Annotated in this window: 16 protein-coding genes, 2 tRNA genes and 1 other RNA gene; 6 read left to right on the forward strand and 13 right to left on the reverse strand. The window is 68.8% G+C overall.

The features are described 5' to 3' along the window. Positions 1-23: 23 nt before the first annotated feature. From AB0O34_RS08495 to AB0O34_RS08505, 3 genes are all read right to left on the reverse strand, one after another. The gene (locus tag AB0O34_RS08495; protein ID WP_363914091.1) at positions 24-362 is read right to left on the reverse strand and encodes a YkvA family protein; all 339 of its coding nucleotides are present in this window, start codon (positions 360-362) and stop codon (positions 24-26) included. 160 nt (positions 363-522) lie between these two features. Further along, on the reverse strand, positions 523-1,482 hold the full coding sequence (locus AB0O34_RS08500) for an LLM class F420-dependent oxidoreductase (RefSeq protein WP_363914093.1): 960 nt from the start codon (positions 1,480-1,482) through the stop codon (positions 523-525). A 77-nt stretch (positions 1,483-1,559) separates the two neighbouring features. After that, positions 1,560-2,270 (reverse strand): TetR family transcriptional regulator, encoded by a 711-nt coding sequence (locus AB0O34_RS08505; RefSeq protein WP_363914095.1) that lies wholly within the window; start codon positions 2,268-2,270, stop codon positions 1,560-1,562. Between the two features lie 168 nt (positions 2,271-2,438). Between AB0O34_RS08505 and AB0O34_RS08510 the strand changes: the two genes are divergently transcribed. Beyond that, the gene (locus AB0O34_RS08510; RefSeq protein ID WP_363914097.1) at positions 2,439-3,131 is read left to right on the forward strand and encodes a hypothetical protein; all 693 of its coding nucleotides are present in this window, start codon (positions 2,439-2,441) and stop codon (positions 3,129-3,131) included. A 197-nt stretch (positions 3,132-3,328) separates the two neighbouring features. Here AB0O34_RS08510 and AB0O34_RS08515 read toward each other — a convergent pair whose 3' ends face one another. From AB0O34_RS08515 to ffs, 7 genes are all read right to left on the reverse strand, one after another. Then, a complete protein-coding gene (locus AB0O34_RS08515; RefSeq protein WP_363914199.1) occupies positions 3,329-4,393 on the reverse strand; it encodes an aspartate-semialdehyde dehydrogenase in 1,065 nt (354 codons plus the stop codon). A gap of 41 nt (positions 4,394-4,434) precedes the next feature. After that, positions 4,435-5,709 carry an aspartate kinase gene (locus tag AB0O34_RS08520; protein ID WP_363914099.1) on the reverse strand — a complete coding sequence of 425 codons (1,275 nt, stop codon included), beginning with the start codon at positions 5,707-5,709 and terminating at the stop codon, positions 4,435-4,437. A 178-nt stretch (positions 5,710-5,887) separates the two neighbouring features. Then, positions 5,888-6,418, reverse strand: coding sequence for a DUF5063 domain-containing protein (locus tag AB0O34_RS08525; protein ID WP_363914101.1), 531 nt, complete (start codon positions 6,416-6,418; stop codon positions 5,888-5,890). Further along, positions 6,411-7,010, reverse strand: coding sequence for a recombination mediator RecR (gene recR, locus AB0O34_RS08530; protein WP_363914103.1), 600 nt, complete (start codon positions 7,008-7,010; stop codon positions 6,411-6,413). The genes AB0O34_RS08525 and recR overlap by 8 nt, the downstream gene beginning before the upstream one ends. Before the next feature lie 5 nt (positions 7,011-7,015). Next, on the reverse strand, positions 7,016-7,363 hold the full coding sequence (locus tag AB0O34_RS08535) for a YbaB/EbfC family nucleoid-associated protein (RefSeq protein WP_358551417.1): 348 nt from the start codon (positions 7,361-7,363) through the stop codon (positions 7,016-7,018). A 155-nt stretch (positions 7,364-7,518) separates the two neighbouring features. Beyond that, positions 7,519-9,756 (reverse strand): DNA polymerase III subunit gamma and tau, encoded by a 2,238-nt coding sequence (locus AB0O34_RS08540; protein ID WP_363914105.1) that lies wholly within the window; start codon positions 9,754-9,756, stop codon positions 7,519-7,521. 106 nt (positions 9,757-9,862) lie between these two features. Further along, an RNA gene (gene ffs / locus AB0O34_RS08545) (signal recognition particle sRNA small type) lies at positions 9,863-9,958 on the reverse strand. Between the two features lie 115 nt (positions 9,959-10,073). Between ffs and AB0O34_RS08550 the strand changes: the two genes are divergently transcribed. Next, positions 10,074-10,162: transfer RNA gene (locus AB0O34_RS08550), tRNA-Ser, on the forward strand. 81 nt (positions 10,163-10,243) lie between these two features. On the opposite strand, the gene AB0O34_RS08555 is transcribed toward AB0O34_RS08550, so the two are convergent. Next, complete coding sequence (locus tag AB0O34_RS08555; RefSeq protein WP_363914107.1) at positions 10,244-10,594, reverse strand: hypothetical protein; 351 nt, start codon at positions 10,592-10,594, stop codon at positions 10,244-10,246. Between the two features lie 234 nt (positions 10,595-10,828). Between AB0O34_RS08555 and AB0O34_RS08560 the strand changes: the two genes are divergently transcribed. From AB0O34_RS08560 to AB0O34_RS08570, 3 genes are all read left to right on the forward strand, one after another. Further along, entirely contained in the window at positions 10,829-11,704 is an 876-nt protein-coding gene (locus tag AB0O34_RS08560) for a neutral zinc metallopeptidase (RefSeq protein WP_363914109.1), read from the forward strand. Positions 11,705-11,772: 68 nt separating this feature from the next. Next, positions 11,773-12,090, forward strand: coding sequence for a type II toxin-antitoxin system VapB family antitoxin (locus AB0O34_RS08565; RefSeq protein WP_363914111.1), 318 nt, complete (start codon positions 11,773-11,775; stop codon positions 12,088-12,090). Between the two features lie 145 nt (positions 12,091-12,235). Then, positions 12,236-13,159, forward strand: a complete 924-nt coding sequence (locus AB0O34_RS08570; RefSeq protein ID WP_363914112.1) for a hypothetical protein — start codon at positions 12,236-12,238, stop codon at positions 13,157-13,159. An 88-nt stretch (positions 13,160-13,247) separates the two neighbouring features. On the opposite strand, the gene AB0O34_RS08575 is transcribed toward AB0O34_RS08570, so the two are convergent. Next, the gene (locus AB0O34_RS08575; RefSeq protein WP_363914114.1) at positions 13,248-13,523 is read right to left on the reverse strand and encodes a hypothetical protein; all 276 of its coding nucleotides are present in this window, start codon (positions 13,521-13,523) and stop codon (positions 13,248-13,250) included. Between the two features lie 466 nt (positions 13,524-13,989). Between AB0O34_RS08575 and AB0O34_RS08580 the strand changes: the two genes are divergently transcribed. Beyond that, entirely contained in the window at positions 13,990-14,484 is a 495-nt protein-coding gene (locus AB0O34_RS08580) for an N-acetyltransferase (RefSeq protein WP_363914116.1), read from the forward strand. Between the two features lie 287 nt (positions 14,485-14,771). On the opposite strand, the gene AB0O34_RS08585 is transcribed toward AB0O34_RS08580, so the two are convergent. Further along, positions 14,772-14,861: transfer RNA gene (locus tag AB0O34_RS08585), tRNA-Ser, on the reverse strand. Positions 14,862-14,921 lie beyond the last annotated feature (60 nt).

The following is a 14,921-nucleotide window of genomic DNA, read 5'->3' on the forward strand; positions in this document are numbered from 1 at the left end:
TGTCCCGGGTCTCCCCGCCGGGACTACAGGACTTCTCCGCGCACCTTCTTGTGCTCCCAGTCGAGATAGCGGCCGCTCTCGCCGAGGAGAGAGGTCATCAGCCACAGGAACACGCCGAAGTCGTCGGTCACGCCGATCAGCGGGAGGAAGTCGGGGATCACGTCGATGGGCGAGACGATGTAGAGGATGCCGAGCCCCATGAGGGTCAGCTTGCTCTTGCCCAGGTCTCGGTACTCCCCGCGGAGCGCGCCCCCGATCATCCTCGGCAACGCCCTGATCCGGGCCATCGGGCCCGGCGAGCCCGGCCGGCTCACTTCCTTGTAGGCGCGATAGGCCGCGGTCGCGCGTCCAGCCTTGCTCATGATGGCCACCTCCGTCTGTGCCCACGATCACGCGCGCACGGTCGGATCATTTGAACGCGCCACTACCCTTCCGTGCTCCTCGATAACGCGCGGCGCGGCGGGCGGAGTTCCCTGCCTGGTAGGGGCCGTCAGGCCGTGACGACCCCGTCGTTGCGCGGCCTCAGGACGTGACCGGAGCGAGGTCGCGGACCGCCTGCGGGATCGGGACCTCACCGCCCGCGAGCGGTGCCAGCACCGGGGTCGTCAGGCCGTTGTCGACGTACTCCTGGATCCTCGCCCGGCAGGTCGCCGCGTCACCGTGCACGACCAGCGCGTCCACGACCTCGTCCGGGATGGCCTTGAGCGCCGCCTGGCGATCGCCCGCGGCCCACGCCTCGTGCATCGGGCGGAGCACCTCACCCCGGCCGAGCCAGTCGTGGAAGGCCGCGTACACCGGCACGGTCAGGTAGGCCGCCAGCATCCTCTTGCCGAGCTGCCGCACCTTCTCGGCGTCCTCGCTGACGCAGACGAACAGGCGGGCGATCAGCTCGATCTCCGGCCCCACCTCGGCCCGCACCTTGCGCACGTCCTCAGGGGAGAGCCAGTTGGTGATGGCGCCGTCGGCCTCCTCGGCCGCGAGGTGGAGCATGCGGGGGCGGAGGGCGGCCAGCACGATCTTCGGGGCCACCTTGGGGGCGCGCTCCAGCCGGAAGCCCTTGACCTCGAAGGTCTCGTACTTCTCTGTGACCTTCTCCCCGGCGAGCGCCTTCTTGAGGAAGCGCAGGGTGTCGCGCGTCCTGCCGTACGGCTTGACGAACTCGCCGGCGTTCCACCGCTCCACGATGACCGGGGACGACGCGCCGATGCCGAGCACGAACCGCTCGGGCGCGAGGTCGGCGAGCGTCGCGGCCGACATCGCGAGCAGTGCGGGGCCGCGGGTCGACACCGGGATGATCGCGGTGCCGAGCCGGAGCTCGGGAGCCCAGTCGGCGGCCAGGGCCAGTGGGACGAAGCCGTCGGTGCCGCCGACCTCGGCGGACCAGGCGTCGGTGTACCCGAGACCGGGCAGCTCGGCGACCAGGTCCTTGGACTCGGCCATGGTGAGATCGAAGAACGGGATCGTGATGCCCCAACGCTTCACTGTCCACCTCCTGCCCCGACCATACCAACCGGACGGTATGGCGCACACGGGATCAGGCGGACCCATCGCGACGACTCTCAGGCCCTGAGCTCCCGCATCGCGGTGATGAAGTCCTTGGTGACACCGCGCAGGCCGGGCAGGTGCGACAGGCCCACCAGCCGGTCGATGAGCGGCACCATCACCTCGATCAGCCGGTACGTGCGCTCGCAGCCGGGCGAGGAATCGTGCACCCAGAACAGCACCATGCCCATGGACGAAAGCCACAGCAGCTCGGGCAGCTCCTCGCGCAGCTCGGCGTCGATGCGGTCGGAGGAGCCCTCCACGACCTGGCGGTAGATGGCGATCGCCGCCTCCCGGGCGGGCGTCGACTCCCCGCTGAACGGGCTGAGCGGGTTGCTCGGCTCGGACGCGTGCTTGAAGAACTTGACGGCGAACCCGTGGTACGGCTCTGAGACCTGGACCCAGGCGCGCAGGACTCCGCTCAGCCGTACGGCGAACTTCCGCTCGGTGGCGAGCAGCTCGCGGCAGGCGAGCTCGTGCTCGTTCTGCGCCCGGTCATAGTAGGCCTGGACTAACTGCTCTTTCGACGAAAAATAGTAATAAGCGTTCCCTACAGAGACGCCCGCCTGGGACGCGATCGCCCGCATGGTCGTCGCCTCGTACCCCCGCTCCCGGAAGAGGCGCAGGGCCGTTTCGACGATGACCTCTCGGGTCTTTTCTCCCCCACGCGCTCTCGGCGTCGATTCGACCACGTGGCCACTGTACGACTCGTAGCCCTTCAAGGTCACAGACGCACAGCATGCCCGCCATTTTCCCGCAAAAACACGCAGAGTAGTGGAGTCAGCACTTTCTGAAGGTGGGATAGATCCTCTTGGCGGAGGGGCGCCCTGCGACAGAGGATCAATATGGGTTTGCATCCATGCACTCGGGGGCCCGCGTGGCTTGGTGCCTGCGCGTTGCTCGCCGTGCAGATCACGGTGACGGCACTGGGCTCCGCGGGACCGGCCTCGGCGGCGACTCCAAACCGTCTGGGCGCGACCGCGCACGGGGCCATGCCCCACGAGGCGCACCGGCGACCGGGCTCGCCCGCGGAGGCCCGCGCCCAACGGCTACGCGCCGTGAGCGTCACGATGGCGGCGAGGCCCCGCACGGTCGACGCCCGGAGGCTGCGCCAGGCAACAGCACAGCAGGCGCGGGCCGCCGGGATGGTCAGCGCGGTGCTGTGGAAGCAGCACCGCCTCTACCGTGCCGTGCGCCTCCAGCACCCGCAGGCCGCGCGGCGCCTCCACCACGCGGGTCTGAGGTGGAGGTCATCGGGCCACTGCGCCAACCGGCACCGGCACTCCTGCACGTCGCTGTCCGCCGTACGGCTGGGCACGCTGTGGGGCCTGGTGAACCTCAAGCGCCGCAGCGGCTGCCCTGTCGTCATGACAGGAGGAACCGAGGTCGGACACGCCAGGGGCGCCCACAGCCACGGGCAGGGCTACAAGATCGACATCGAGCACAACAAGTGCGTCGACCGCTTCATCAGGAACAGGCGCATGGGCCGCGTACGTGGTGACGGCGCCCGCCTGTTCTACGAACGCCGTCCACAGGGCTACACGGTCTACGCCAACGAGCCCAGCCACTGGGACATCATGTTCCTCTGACAAGACCCGGCCCCGCGGCGGTCATGTCGCGACCAGCCCGGCGCCCCGCCCGCTCGTGGCGGCACACGCGTTCCTGACCTGAGGCCCGTGCACCCTGTGGCCGCGCGCATGGCCGGTGGGAGTCCCGCCGAGACTCCCACACTTCCATGACTCTCTAAGGGCGCCTTACGCCGGCGAACCACGCCCAACGTTGGGTGCTACGCCGAGAACTCCGCCGCGAGAAGCTCGGCGATCTCCGCGGTGTTGAGCGCCGCGCCCTTACGGAGGTTGTCGCCGCAGACGAACATGTCGAGGGTGTTCGGGAAGTCGAGCGCCTGGCGGATGCGGCCGACATAGGTGGGGTCGGTGCCGACCACGTCGGCCGGCGTCGGGAACACGCCGTTCGCCGGGTCGTCCAGGACCACGACCGTGGGAGCCGCCTCCAGCACCGCCCGCGCGGCCTCCACCGTCACCGGCTTGGCGAAGGTGGCGTGCACCGCCAGCGAGTGGGTGGTGATGACCGGAACGCGCACGCAGGTCGCCGAGACCTTCAGATCGGGGATGCCGAGGATCTTGCGCGACTCGTTGCGGACCTTCAGCTCCTCGGAGAACCAGCCGTCCTCCTTGAGGGAGCCGGCCGCCGGCACCACGTTGAAGGCCAGCGGCGCGGGGAACGGCGAGTCGACCAGGTCGGGAACGGCCTTGCGCACGTCACCGGCCACGGTGCCGATGCCGCGGTTGCCCGCCACAGCCTCGATCTCGTCGTAGAGCCGCTCGGGCCCGGAGACGCCCATGCCCGAGACCGCCTGGTAGGAGGCCACGACCAGCTCCGTGAGGCCGTACTCGCGGTGCAGGGCGCCGAGGGCGGCCATCATCGACAGCGTGGTGCAGTTGGGGTTCGCGATGATGCCCTTGGGGCGCTCGCGCACCTGCTCGGGGTTGCACTCGGGCACGACGAGGGGCACCTCGGGGTCCATGCGGAAGGCCCCGGAGTTGTCGACCGCCACCGCTCCACGGGACGCCGCGATCGGCGCCCACTCGGCCGACACCTCGTCGGGCACGTCGAACATGGCGACGTCGACCCCGTCGAAGGCCTCGGGCGAGAGCGCGACGACCTCGACCTCCTGCCCGCGGACCAGGAGCCTCCTGCCCGCCGAGCGCGCCGAGGCGATGAGGCGGATCTCACCCCACACGTCGGGGCGGCCGGACAGGATGTCGAGCATCACCGTGCCGACGGCACCGGTCGCGCCGACGACGGCCAGGGTGGGCTTGGTGGCGTTCACTTCGCGGTCACTCTCCTCGCCGGCGCGCACTGGCTGGTCGCTCATCGTCCGGTCCCGCCGTAGACCACGGCCTCGACCTGGTCGACGTCGAGATCGAACGCCCGGTGAGCCGCGGTGACGGCCGCGTCCACCTCGTCCTGCCCGACGATGACCGAGATGCGGATCTCGGAGGTCGAGATCATCTCGATGTTGACGCCCGCGTCGGCCAGGGCGCCGAAGAACTTGGCGGTGACGCCGGGGTGCGAACGCATGCCCGCGCCCACCAGCGAGACCTTGCCGATCTGGTCGTCGAAGAGGATCTTCTCGAAGCCGATCTGCTCCTGGATGCGCTTCAGGGCCGTGACGGCGACCGTGCCGTCGGCGGAGGGCAGCGTGAAGGAGATGTCGGTGCGCCCGGTGGCCGCGGCCGAGATGTTCTGCACGATCATGTCGATGTTGACCTCGACGTCGGCGAGCGTGCGGAAGATGGCCGCGGCCTCTCCGACCTTGTCGGGCACCCCGACGACGGTGATCTTTGCCTCGCTCCGGTCATGTGCGACACCGGAGATGATCGGCTGCTCCATCTCGTTTCCTTCAGTGTTGGGATCGGAGACGACCCATGTGCCTTCCTTGCTGCTGAACGAGCTTCTGACGTGGATCGGCAGGCTGAACCGCCTGGCGTACTCCACGCAGCGCAGGTGCAGGATCTTGGCGCCGCACGCGGCCATCTCCATGGCCTCCTCGTAGGAGATCCTCGGGATCTGGCGGGCGGCGGCGACGATGCGCGGATCGGCGGTGAAGATGCCGTCGACATCGGTGTAGATCTCGCAGACGTCGGCCTCCAGGGCCGCCGCGAGAGCGACCGCCGTGGTGTCGGAGCCACCTCGGCCGAGCGTCGTGATGTCCTTCTTGTCTTGCGAGACGCCCTGGAAGCCGGCCACGATCGCGATCTGGCCGACCCTGACCGCCTCCTGGATGCGGCCCGGGGTCACGTCGATGATGCGCGCCTTGCCGTGGGTCGAGTCGGTGATCACACCGGCCTGCGAGCCGGTGAACGACCGGGCCTCGTGACCCAGGTTGGCGATGGCCATCGCGAGCAACGCCATCGAGATGCGCTCGCCGGCGGTCAGCAGCATGTCGAGCTCGCGCCCGGGGGGCAGCGGCGTCACCTGCTGGGCCAGGTCGAGCAGCTCGTCGGTGGTGTCACCCATCGCCGAGACGATCACCACGACGTCGTTGCCGGCTTTTTTCGTCGCGACGATGCGCTGGGCGACACGCTTGATGCCGGATGCGTCGGCGACGGAGGAACCACCGTATTTTTGGACAACGAGCGCCACGGGATGTCTCCCAAAGGTTCAGTCTGCGGAGCTCACAGTCTACTGGGGCCTCCAGAAGGCCCAACTGATTTGGCCAGCATGTGGACAGCCACGGCCGTGAGCTGTGGAAAGCCGGGCCGGCCTGTGGATGATCAGTGGCCGTGATCTATGGACGGCCGGCCTGCCAACCTGTGGACGGTCAGGCGGTCGTGGTCTCCTCCACGACGTCCAGCCGGGTGTGCGCGACGAGCGCCTGCAGCGCCCTCATCGCCGCACCCGCGTGGTTGCCCCAGGTGTTGAAGTACGAGTACTGCCACCACCACAGCGCCTCCAGGGGGCGGCCGGCGCGGTAGTGCCCGAGCCCGTGGATCAGGTCGGCCGCGACGGCCGCCAGGTCGTCGGAGAGCCGGTAGGGCGTGACGACCGTGTCCTTGTAAGGGTCGAAGACCTCGGCGTAGTCGTCCACAGGCCCAAGACGCGTGGCGAGAGCCGTGCGCACCCCGTCGAGGTCGGGGTCGGGGCCGGTCGCGGGCTCGAAGTTGCCCTGCAGGATCACGTCCTGCGCGGCTCCGAGCTGCGAGCCCGCCAGGCTGACCTGCGAGACCTCGACGAGCAGCATGGGGAGCGTCGCGTCGCCGCCCTCACCGCTCGCGAGCCTGGTCAGGCCATCGAGGTAGTTCTGCGCATGCACCGCGATGCGATCCGCGAGAGCGCTCCACTCATCAAACATCCAGCAGCCTCCGTCCTTCGAAAGCGCGGCCCAAGGTGACCTCGTCGGCGTACTCGAGGTCTCCGCCCACTGGCAGACCGCTGGCCAATCGTGTCACTTTCAAACCCATCGGTTTCACCAGCCTGGCGAGATAGGTCGCCGTGGCCTCCCCTTCGAGGTTCGGATCGGTCGCCAGGATCAGCTCGGTGACCTGCCCGTCCGCCAGCCGTGTCATCAGCTCGCGGATGCGCAGGTCATCGGGGCCGACTCCCTCGATCGGGCTGATCGCCCCGCCGAGCACGTGGTAGCGACCGCGGAACTCACGAGTCTTTTCGATGGCGACGACGTCCTTGGATTCCTCCACCACGCAGATGACGGCGGGGTCGCGCCGGACGTCCCGGCAGATCCGGCACTCCTCCTCGGCCGCGACGTTCCCACAGACGCGGCAGAACCGGACCTTCTCCTTGACCTCCAGCAGGGCGTGCGCCAGCCGCTTGACGTCGGCCGGGTCCGCGGAAAGCAGGTGAAAGGCGATCCGCTGCGCGCTCTTGGGACCGACGCCGGGCAGCAGGCCCAACTCGTCGATCAGGTTCTGGACGACCCCCTCATACATGGCCGCTAAAACCCCGGCAGCTGGAATCCGCCCCCGCCAAGGCCCTGCGCCAGCGGGCCGAGCTTCTCCTGCTGGAGCTCGGCGGCCGCTCGCACGGCATCCCGCACCGCCGCGATCACCAGGTCGGCGATCGTATCGGCCGTGTCCTGCGGGTCGCCGGAGTCGATGGCCTTGGGGCTGATCTTCAGCTCGAGCAGCTCACCACTCCCGTTGACGGTCGCGACGACGAGGCCGCCACCGGCGCTGCCCTCGACCTCCGCGTCGTTGAGCTCCTGCTGGGCCGTCGCGAGCTGCTGCTGCATGAGCTGCGCCTGCTCCAGCAACTGCTGCAAGTTGACATCCCCTGGATTCACGATCTTGCGCTCCTCATGGCTTCGCGTGTGGCACGAGCCTACGGGGTTTGCCACGCATGTTGCACTGGCGCACGTCAGTGTTCGCGTGGGAGCCCTCCGTGAGGGGAGCGGACGACCCGAAAAGTGCGGACCGGCTTGAGCCGGCGACCGCGAGACTACGTGTGATCGATCTCTTCGATGATCTGCCCGCCGAGCTCCCGCTGGACGAGCGCCATGCCGCTCAGCGAGTCGGCGTCGGCGTCGGCGTCGTTGTACGGATCGACCTCGTCGGCCTCACTGGACGTCTGGCCGGGACGGCGGGGCACGGCGTCGGGCCAGCCCGCGGCCCCCGCCTGCCGGGGCCCGGACTGGGCCGCCGCCTGCGCCGCCGAACGGGCGGCGGCGAGACCACCCCTGGGCGCCTGCCCCTCGTCCTCGGGAAGCGGCGCATCCGGCCACGGCTCGTCGGAGGGCGAGGGCGCGGCCTGCGGCTTCTGGGCGGCCTGCCGCCGCCCCTGCGACGGCACGTCCTCGGCACCGGCCGGCCCTCTCTGGGCCGCCTGCGGCGCGGGGGCCGCCTGCGGCGCGGGGGCCGCCTGCGGCGCGGGGGCCGCCTGCGGGCTTTCCGGCCGCGACGATGCGGGCCGCGGCGCGGGAGCCTGCCGTACGGCTTGCGCCGGAGCGGATGAGGCCGGGACCGACGGGGGTACTCCGCCGCCCGAGTTGCCGACGACGGCCTCCACGCGCCAGTTGCCGCCCATCACCGCCGCGATCGCCGCCGCGACCACGGAGTCCTTGGCGCCGTTCACGAAGTTGCGCATGGCGCCGACCTGGCTGAAGCCGAGCGTGACGATGTTGCCCTCGACGCCGATGAGCTGGGAGTTGGTGTTGACGTTCGCCCAGACGGCCGGGGAGCGCTGCTTGAGCACGTCAAGGATCTGCGGCCACGTCTGGTGGAAGGCGCCACCCGCCGGCGACACCTGGGCGGCCGGCGCGGGAGTGGTCTCAGGCCGGCGCGAGGGGGCCTGCGGAGCACCGGGCCGTGACGGAGCAGGCCAGTCGTCCGCGGGCGGGCGGGCGGCGGGCGCGGTCGGAGGCTGCTGGACGGGCTGGTCCTGAACGGGCTGCGCCTGCTGGACGGGCTGCGCCGGCCGGGCGTGCTGCGGCTCCTCGGCGGCGATCACCGTGCCGGCCGCCGGAGGCCCGGAGGGGGCCGGCGGGGCAGCGGAGCCGGGCACCGGGACGGCCGTGGCCGCCACCCCTCCGCGCTCCAGGCGTTCCAGCCTGGCGAGCAGCGCGGCCTCGCCCTGCTCGGCCGCCGGAAGCAGAACCCGGGCGCACATCAGCTCCAGCAGCAGCCGGGGGGAGGTCGCACCGCGCATCTCAGTGAGCCCGGCGTTGAACAGCTCGGCCGCCCGGGTCACCTCGGCCGGCCCCATCGACGCCGCCTGCTCGGCCAGCCGCTCGAGCTCGTCGGCCGGGCGGTCGAGCAGCCCGCTGGTCGCGGCCTCCGGCACGTTGGCGAGCACCACCAGGTCGCGGAAGCGCTCAAGCAGGTCCATGGCGAAGCGGCGCGGGTCGTGACCGCCCTCGATCACGCGATTGACCGCCTGGAACACCTGGGCGCCGTCACGCCGGGCGAACGCCAGGACGATCTCGTCGAGCAGGTCGGAGTCGGTGTAACCCAGGAGCGAGACCGCGCGGGCGTAGGTGATGCCCGCGTCGTCGGCGCCCGCCAGCAACTGGTCGAGGATCGAGAGCGAGTCACGCGCCGAACCCGCGCCCGCGCGCACGACCAGGGGCAGCGCGGCGGGCTCGTACGGCACCGACTCGGAGCTGAGGATCTCCTCCATGAGCTGCCGCAGCGTCGCCGGCGGCATCAGCCGGAACGGATAGTGGTGGGTGCGGGACTTGATGGTCCCGATGACCTTTTCGGGCTCGGTGGTCGCGAAGACGAACTTCAGGTGCGGCGGGGGCTCCTCGACCAGCTTGAGCAGCGCGTTGAAACCCTCGCGGGTCACCATGTGCGCCTCGTCGATGATGTAGATCTTGAAACGCGCGGAGACCGGGGCGAAGAAGGCGCGCTCGCGAAGGTCGCGGGCGTCGTCCACACCGCCGTGGGAGGCGGCGTCGATCTCGATGACGTCGAGGTGGCCTGGCCCGGTGGACGACAGGGCCACGCAGGACTCGCACTCGCCGCAGGGGTCGGGTGTCGGGCCCTTCTCGCAGTTCAACGAGCGGGCAAGGATGCGCGCGCTGGAGGTCTTGCCACACCCGCGCGGGCCGCTGAAGAGATAGGCATGGTTGATGCGGCCGCTGCTGAGTGCCTGCCGCAGCGGCTCTGTGACGTGATCCTGACCCTTGACTTCGGCGAAGGTCCCAGGCCGGTATTTGCGGTAGAGGGCGAGACTCATGCCGTCTCCTCGCCTAGGGGGTCGGAGTGCGAACGCGCCGGAAGGCCCGGAGTGTCACGAGGGTCGAACAGCTCGCTCATGTGACGGCACCGTCCTGGAACTCCAGCGAAGAGACCCCTCGCACACCCGACAGAGCCCGCTTATCCTTGCTGCCTTCCGGCCCTGGGGAGGTTCACAGGATGACGCCGTGCGAGGGGTCCGGTGACAGTCTAGCCGTGCGCGGCAGTGCTCGTGGCAGCCACCGCACGAACACCGAGACCGATTCGTGGTCATCGGCGCGGTCTCCACAGCCGCCGAAGTCCGGTAAGCTTCTCGACGGAGGATTCGCCTAGTTGGCCTAGGGCGCACGCTTGGAAAGCGTGTTGGGGGCAACCCCTCAGGAGTTCGAATCTCCTATCCTCCGCCACCTTCCGAAGGGTCGGGCCGCGTGTGTGCGGGCCGGCCCTTTTTGGTGTTCCGTCCGAGGTGGTCGGTGGTCAGCCCGTTTTCAGTGGTTGCCGGAAGGCAGGGCCGGGGGCATGGGCTTCCACTGGACGACGTACGGCAGGCCGGAGCCCGTGTGGTCAGGGAGCCGGGGTTCGGAGCCGAAGCCGCCCGGCAGAGGCCCGGTCAGCTCGCAGGAGGGGCTCAACCCGAGGGCCATGCCCGCGCCGGCCGCCATCGCGAGCACCAGACCGGCGACGAACGGGCCCTGCGATGTGGCCTTGTCCCGTATCCACCTGCTCGTCGGCGTGATCGGGACGCTCCGCAGGAAGAAGGCGGGAGGCGGCAGCTGATGGGGGGTCGGCTCCTCGTGCACCGTACGCAAGGTCGCCTCCATATCACTGTCAGTGGTCACCCGCACCTCACAGTAACCAGACGTGGGCCTGCGGCCCGAGATCCCACGCCCTTACCGGACCGATCACGGCATGCCGTTGGCCCGCAGCGGTGCGAGCCTTGAAGAAGAGCCATACCGCCGTTGAGAAGTGCCCTGAGCTGGCACTCTGTACAGGACGTGCATGATCGTTTCTCTCTGGGGAACTAGCGGGGTCATATATGACCCTGAAAACCTAAGAAAAGGGAAAACGGGCCAATGGACTTCCGTGACGATGTCGACCTTGATTCCTCACAGGTCGAGAACCGTGGTGGCGGTGGCGGACTCCGCGGTGGCGGGCTGGCCATCGGTGGAGGCGCGGCGGGCATCATCGCCCTTATCGCCGCATTGATCTTTGGAATCAACCCCGGCGACATCACCGGCGGGGGTGACACGACAGGTGTCCAGCCAACCTCTGACACCTCCCAGGAATGCAAGAAGGGGTCCGACGCCGACAAGTCGGAAGACTGCCGCGTCGTGGGCGTGGTGAACAGCATTCAGGCCTATTGGAAGGACGCCTTCGACAAGGCGGGCAACGGCCGGTACAGCCAGGCGAAGACCGTGCTGTTCTCCCAGGCGGTGAGCACCGGGTGCGGCCAGGCCACCTCGGAGGTCGGGCCGTTCTACTGCCCGAGCGACAAGCTCGTCTACCTGGACCTGACCTTCTTCGACGAGCTGCAGAGCAAGTTCGGCGCGAAGGGCGGCCCGTTCGCCCAGGCGTACGTCATCGCCCACGAGTACGGGCATCACGTGCAGGACCTCCTGGGGACCATGGACAAGGTCGGCGGCAACAGCCAGGGCGCCGACAGCAGCTCGGTGCGGCTGGAGCTCCAGGCCGACTGTTACGCGGGGGTCTGGGCGAAGAACGCCGTGGACACCGGTTTCTACGAGAAGCCCTTCACCGACACCGACATCCAGGAAGCGCTCGACGCCGCGGCGGCCGTCGGGGACGACCGGATCCAGCAGAAGGCTCAGGGCCGGGTCGACCCGGAAGGCTTCACCCATGGCACCTCGCAGCAGCGCATGAAGTGGTTCAGCACCGGCTACAAGTCGGGTGAGCCCGGCCAGTGCGACACCTTCTCGGGCGCCATCTGAGCCGTACGGCACCTCACTGCCAAGCCACTGAAGCAGGCAAAGGTCGAAAACTCTCTTAAACTGAATAGGTGATCTTCAAGTCAGTCGGTGACAACCGCCCTTACCCCGAGCATGGCCTGTCGCATCGTGAATGGGCGCGGATAGCGCCCCGGCAGGTCAGGCTCGACTCATTGATCACCACGAAGGCGGTGCTCGACCTGCATTCCCTGCTCGCCAAGGACTCGACGTTCTATGGCGATCTTTTCCCTCATGTCGTGCAGTGGCGCGGCGAGTTCTATCTTGAGGACGGCCTGCACCGCGCGCTGCGCGCGGCGCTCCACCAGCGCTCGGTTCTCCACGCGCGGGTGCTCGACGTGGACGCTCCCACGGGCGCCCCATCCGAATGATCCGCATATCGTCCGTCGGCCGCAGGCGTCATAGGTAAAACAGTTCCCTTACCGGCCATCCTCGGGGCCGCGGGTTCCTAAGCTGCGACAGTCGCAGGGGCGACACGGCTCAGGCCGCTGGAACGCAAGGTCGGACGGTGACCCAATGCGAGATGTCACACACCTCGTGGCGCAGGTCCGTGAAGAGCTCGCGGGTGAGCTGCGCGAACGCCTGCGCGTGCGTCTCCACGAGCAGCCCACGGACTGGCTGGTCGAGCAGTTGATGGCGTTGGTCCTGCGACCGGACGAGATCACGTACTCGATCCCGAGACAGGTGCCGCGAGGCCCCTCGGCCGAGGAAGGCGTGTACGCCCCTCCGGTCCGGGAGAGCGAGGGCGACCAGGCGTACAGGGACGGCGAGGACGAGGCCACGGGCGAGGATGCCGGAAGCGTCCAGGAACCGGCCACGAATTATCCCGTACACGGCGGAAACGGCCAGGCGGATCATCTCGCCGGAAACGGCCAGGGGCCGCAGCAGGAGAGCGATCGGGTCGCCAGGGCGGCCCGCATCCGCCGGCTCGCCCTCGACCACACGTCCCTGCCGGGATACCTCGAACGCTACCGGGCGCTGACCCGCGAGGTTCTCGAGAGCGAAGGCCACCTTCTCGATCCACCGCAGAAGGGCGGCGCGCTCATCACCCCCGAGCACCGCGCGCCCAGCGGAGAGGCGCTGCTGACCGAGTCCAAAGATCTCCTGCACGCGCTGCTGTTCGGCGGCGCCGAGGACGGCGTGTGGCTCGATCGGGCGGAGCGCGAGTTGCTGACGCTCACGATCCCGAAGTCCAAGGCCCATGCCATCGGGTCCATCATGCGCGCCGCCAGGGAGATGGGCGCCGAGGGCACGTGGCACGTGGCCGACGACGACCGGGCGACGAACACGGTCCTCCAGGCCGAGTACGGCGAGGTGGGTGGCGAGCTGGTCGGCAACGCCATCACGGCCACCCTGCGGCTGATCAACAACCTGGAGATCAACGAGCGGGTGCTGTACGGCCGCATGGAGAACGCCGAGGAGAGCACGCTCGACCCCTGAGGCGACCTGGGCGATGCCCGTCCGCGATAGTCGCCCCGTGAGGAGGTCCTCGCGGGGCGACGGAGAAGTGGCAGGAGCGTGGTCGCTTCTAGTGGTGCTTGATGATGTGCGACATCTTGTGCGCCTTCTTGTGGCGCTTGGCGGCGTGCGCCTTCTTGTGCGAGCGGCTGGCGTGCTTGTGCTTGCTGTGCTTCTTGTGGTGGGTGACGCGCTTCTTCTTGTGGTGGCCATACCTCGTGGCGCACCGCTTGCCCTTACAGGAGGCGTGGTCCGTCGTCTGGGAGGTCACCGAGGCGCCGGGCACGGTGGACGCGCCGGCGGCGGTCACCGCCACCGTCCCCGGGATGACGAGTGCGGAAGCCACAAGGAATCCGGTGGCGAGAGCTTTTCTGAGCATAGGAGATCACTTCCGTTGATAGAGGTGGTCTTAGGCCCGAGCTACACCCGGGCATGCGGAGCTTCGTATTGGTTTCCTCGGGATATCCCAAAACGTCGCGAGAAACTACATATCTCACCTTAAGCGGACGAAATCCAGCGAGCATCCCGTAAGAGGCAAAGGCTTGGTTTCGGACATTCGGCACATCCCTGAATCCCATTCGGCGCTTTCACGGACACGAGCCGGCAGGTGGGAAGCTTCCGATTCGCCGATCCCTCAAGCAATTCGGGGAGTACGCGGAGACCCGCGAGACCCCGGCCCCCGCGCCCGTACGATCGGGGCGGGAGGCCGCGAGTCGCAGGTTTATTCGGTTGACGGCCTGTCTTGGGGTCGAAAGCCTGAACAAGTGTTGATAAGACGTGAACTCCCAGCAGATATCCCAGCCATTCGCGAGGTGCACACCGCCGCCTTCGCCAAGCCGCCGGCGCCCGGCCAGGCCACCGTGGAGGCGGGCCGGATATCCGTGGAGGCCGTCCTGGTAGACGCGCTGCGAGCCTGCGACGCCTGGATCCCCGAGCTCTCCCTGGTGGCCACCTCGGGCGACGGGTCCGTCGTGGGGCACGTGGTCTGCAGCCGGGCTTCGGCCGGCGCCGCACCCGTGCTCGGGCTCGGCCCGCTCGGCGTGCTCCCCGCCTTCCAGCGGCAGGGAGTGGGGCACGCGCTCATGCACGCCGTGCTCGGGGCCGCGGACGCGCTCGGAGAGCCCATCATCGTGCTGCTCGGTCACAGCGACTACTACCCGCTGTTCGGTTTCCGCCTGGCCGAGGAGTACGGAATCACGCCGCCGGTGCCGGGTTGGGCTCCGAACTTCCAGGCCCGCACTCTGAGCACCTATACCCCCGCCATACGCGGTGATTTCGCGTACGCACCGCCTTTCGACGATGTGTAGGCGTAAATCCTGAAATGCGCTGACGAGCGCCGCCCTCTCCCCGAGGCATATAACCGGCTTATTGCATTATGTCCGGGAATGAGACGCACGAAGGGTCAATCCACGAGCCGCGCCGATGACCCCGGCCCCACCTGACGGCCCCAATTGCCCTATTTAAGCCTTTTGTCGGCGGCGGTCGTCTCCAGTCGGCGGCAGCCGTCCCCTAGGACCGCCCGTGCCGCACGGCGCCAGACCGGGGACACGCGAAGGACCCCCAGCCGGTGGTGCGGGCTGGGGGCCCTTCGTGGTGGCGGTGGAGGTGGGATTTGAACCCACGGATGGGTTGCCCCATCACACGCTTTCGAGGCGTGCGCCCTCGGCCACTAGGCGACTCCACCGCCGAGCAGCCTACCGGATCCGCGACCCTCTTCGCGCGTCGCAAGCGTCCGGTATGCGAA

Source organism: Sphaerisporangium sp. NPDC088356, assembly GCF_040685555.1.
GTDB lineage: Bacteria > Actinomycetota > Actinomycetes > Streptosporangiales > Streptosporangiaceae > Sphaerisporangium.

Excerpts from the sequence above, each read along its gene's own strand:
- AB0O34_RS08570 (WP_363914112.1), top strand. The coding sequence starts at position 12,236 with ATGCGAGATGTCACACACCTCGTGGCGCAGGTCCGTGAAGAGCTCGCG.
- AB0O34_RS08525 (WP_363914101.1), bottom strand. The coding sequence starts at position 6,418 with ATGTTTGATGAGTGGAGCGCTCTCGCGGATCGCATCGCGGTGCATGCG.
- AB0O34_RS08560 (WP_363914109.1), top strand. The coding sequence starts at position 10,829 with ATGGACTTCCGTGACGATGTCGACCTTGATTCCTCACAGGTCGAGAAC.
- AB0O34_RS08540 (WP_363914105.1), bottom strand. The coding sequence starts at position 9,756 with ATGAGTCTCGCCCTCTACCGCAAATACCGGCCTGGGACCTTCGCCGAA.
- recR (WP_363914103.1), bottom strand. The coding sequence starts at position 7,010 with ATGTATGAGGGGGTCGTCCAGAACCTGATCGACGAGTTGGGCCTGCTG.
- AB0O34_RS08495 (WP_363914091.1), bottom strand. The coding sequence starts at position 362 with ATGAGCAAGGCTGGACGCGCGACCGCGGCCTATCGCGCCTACAAGGAA.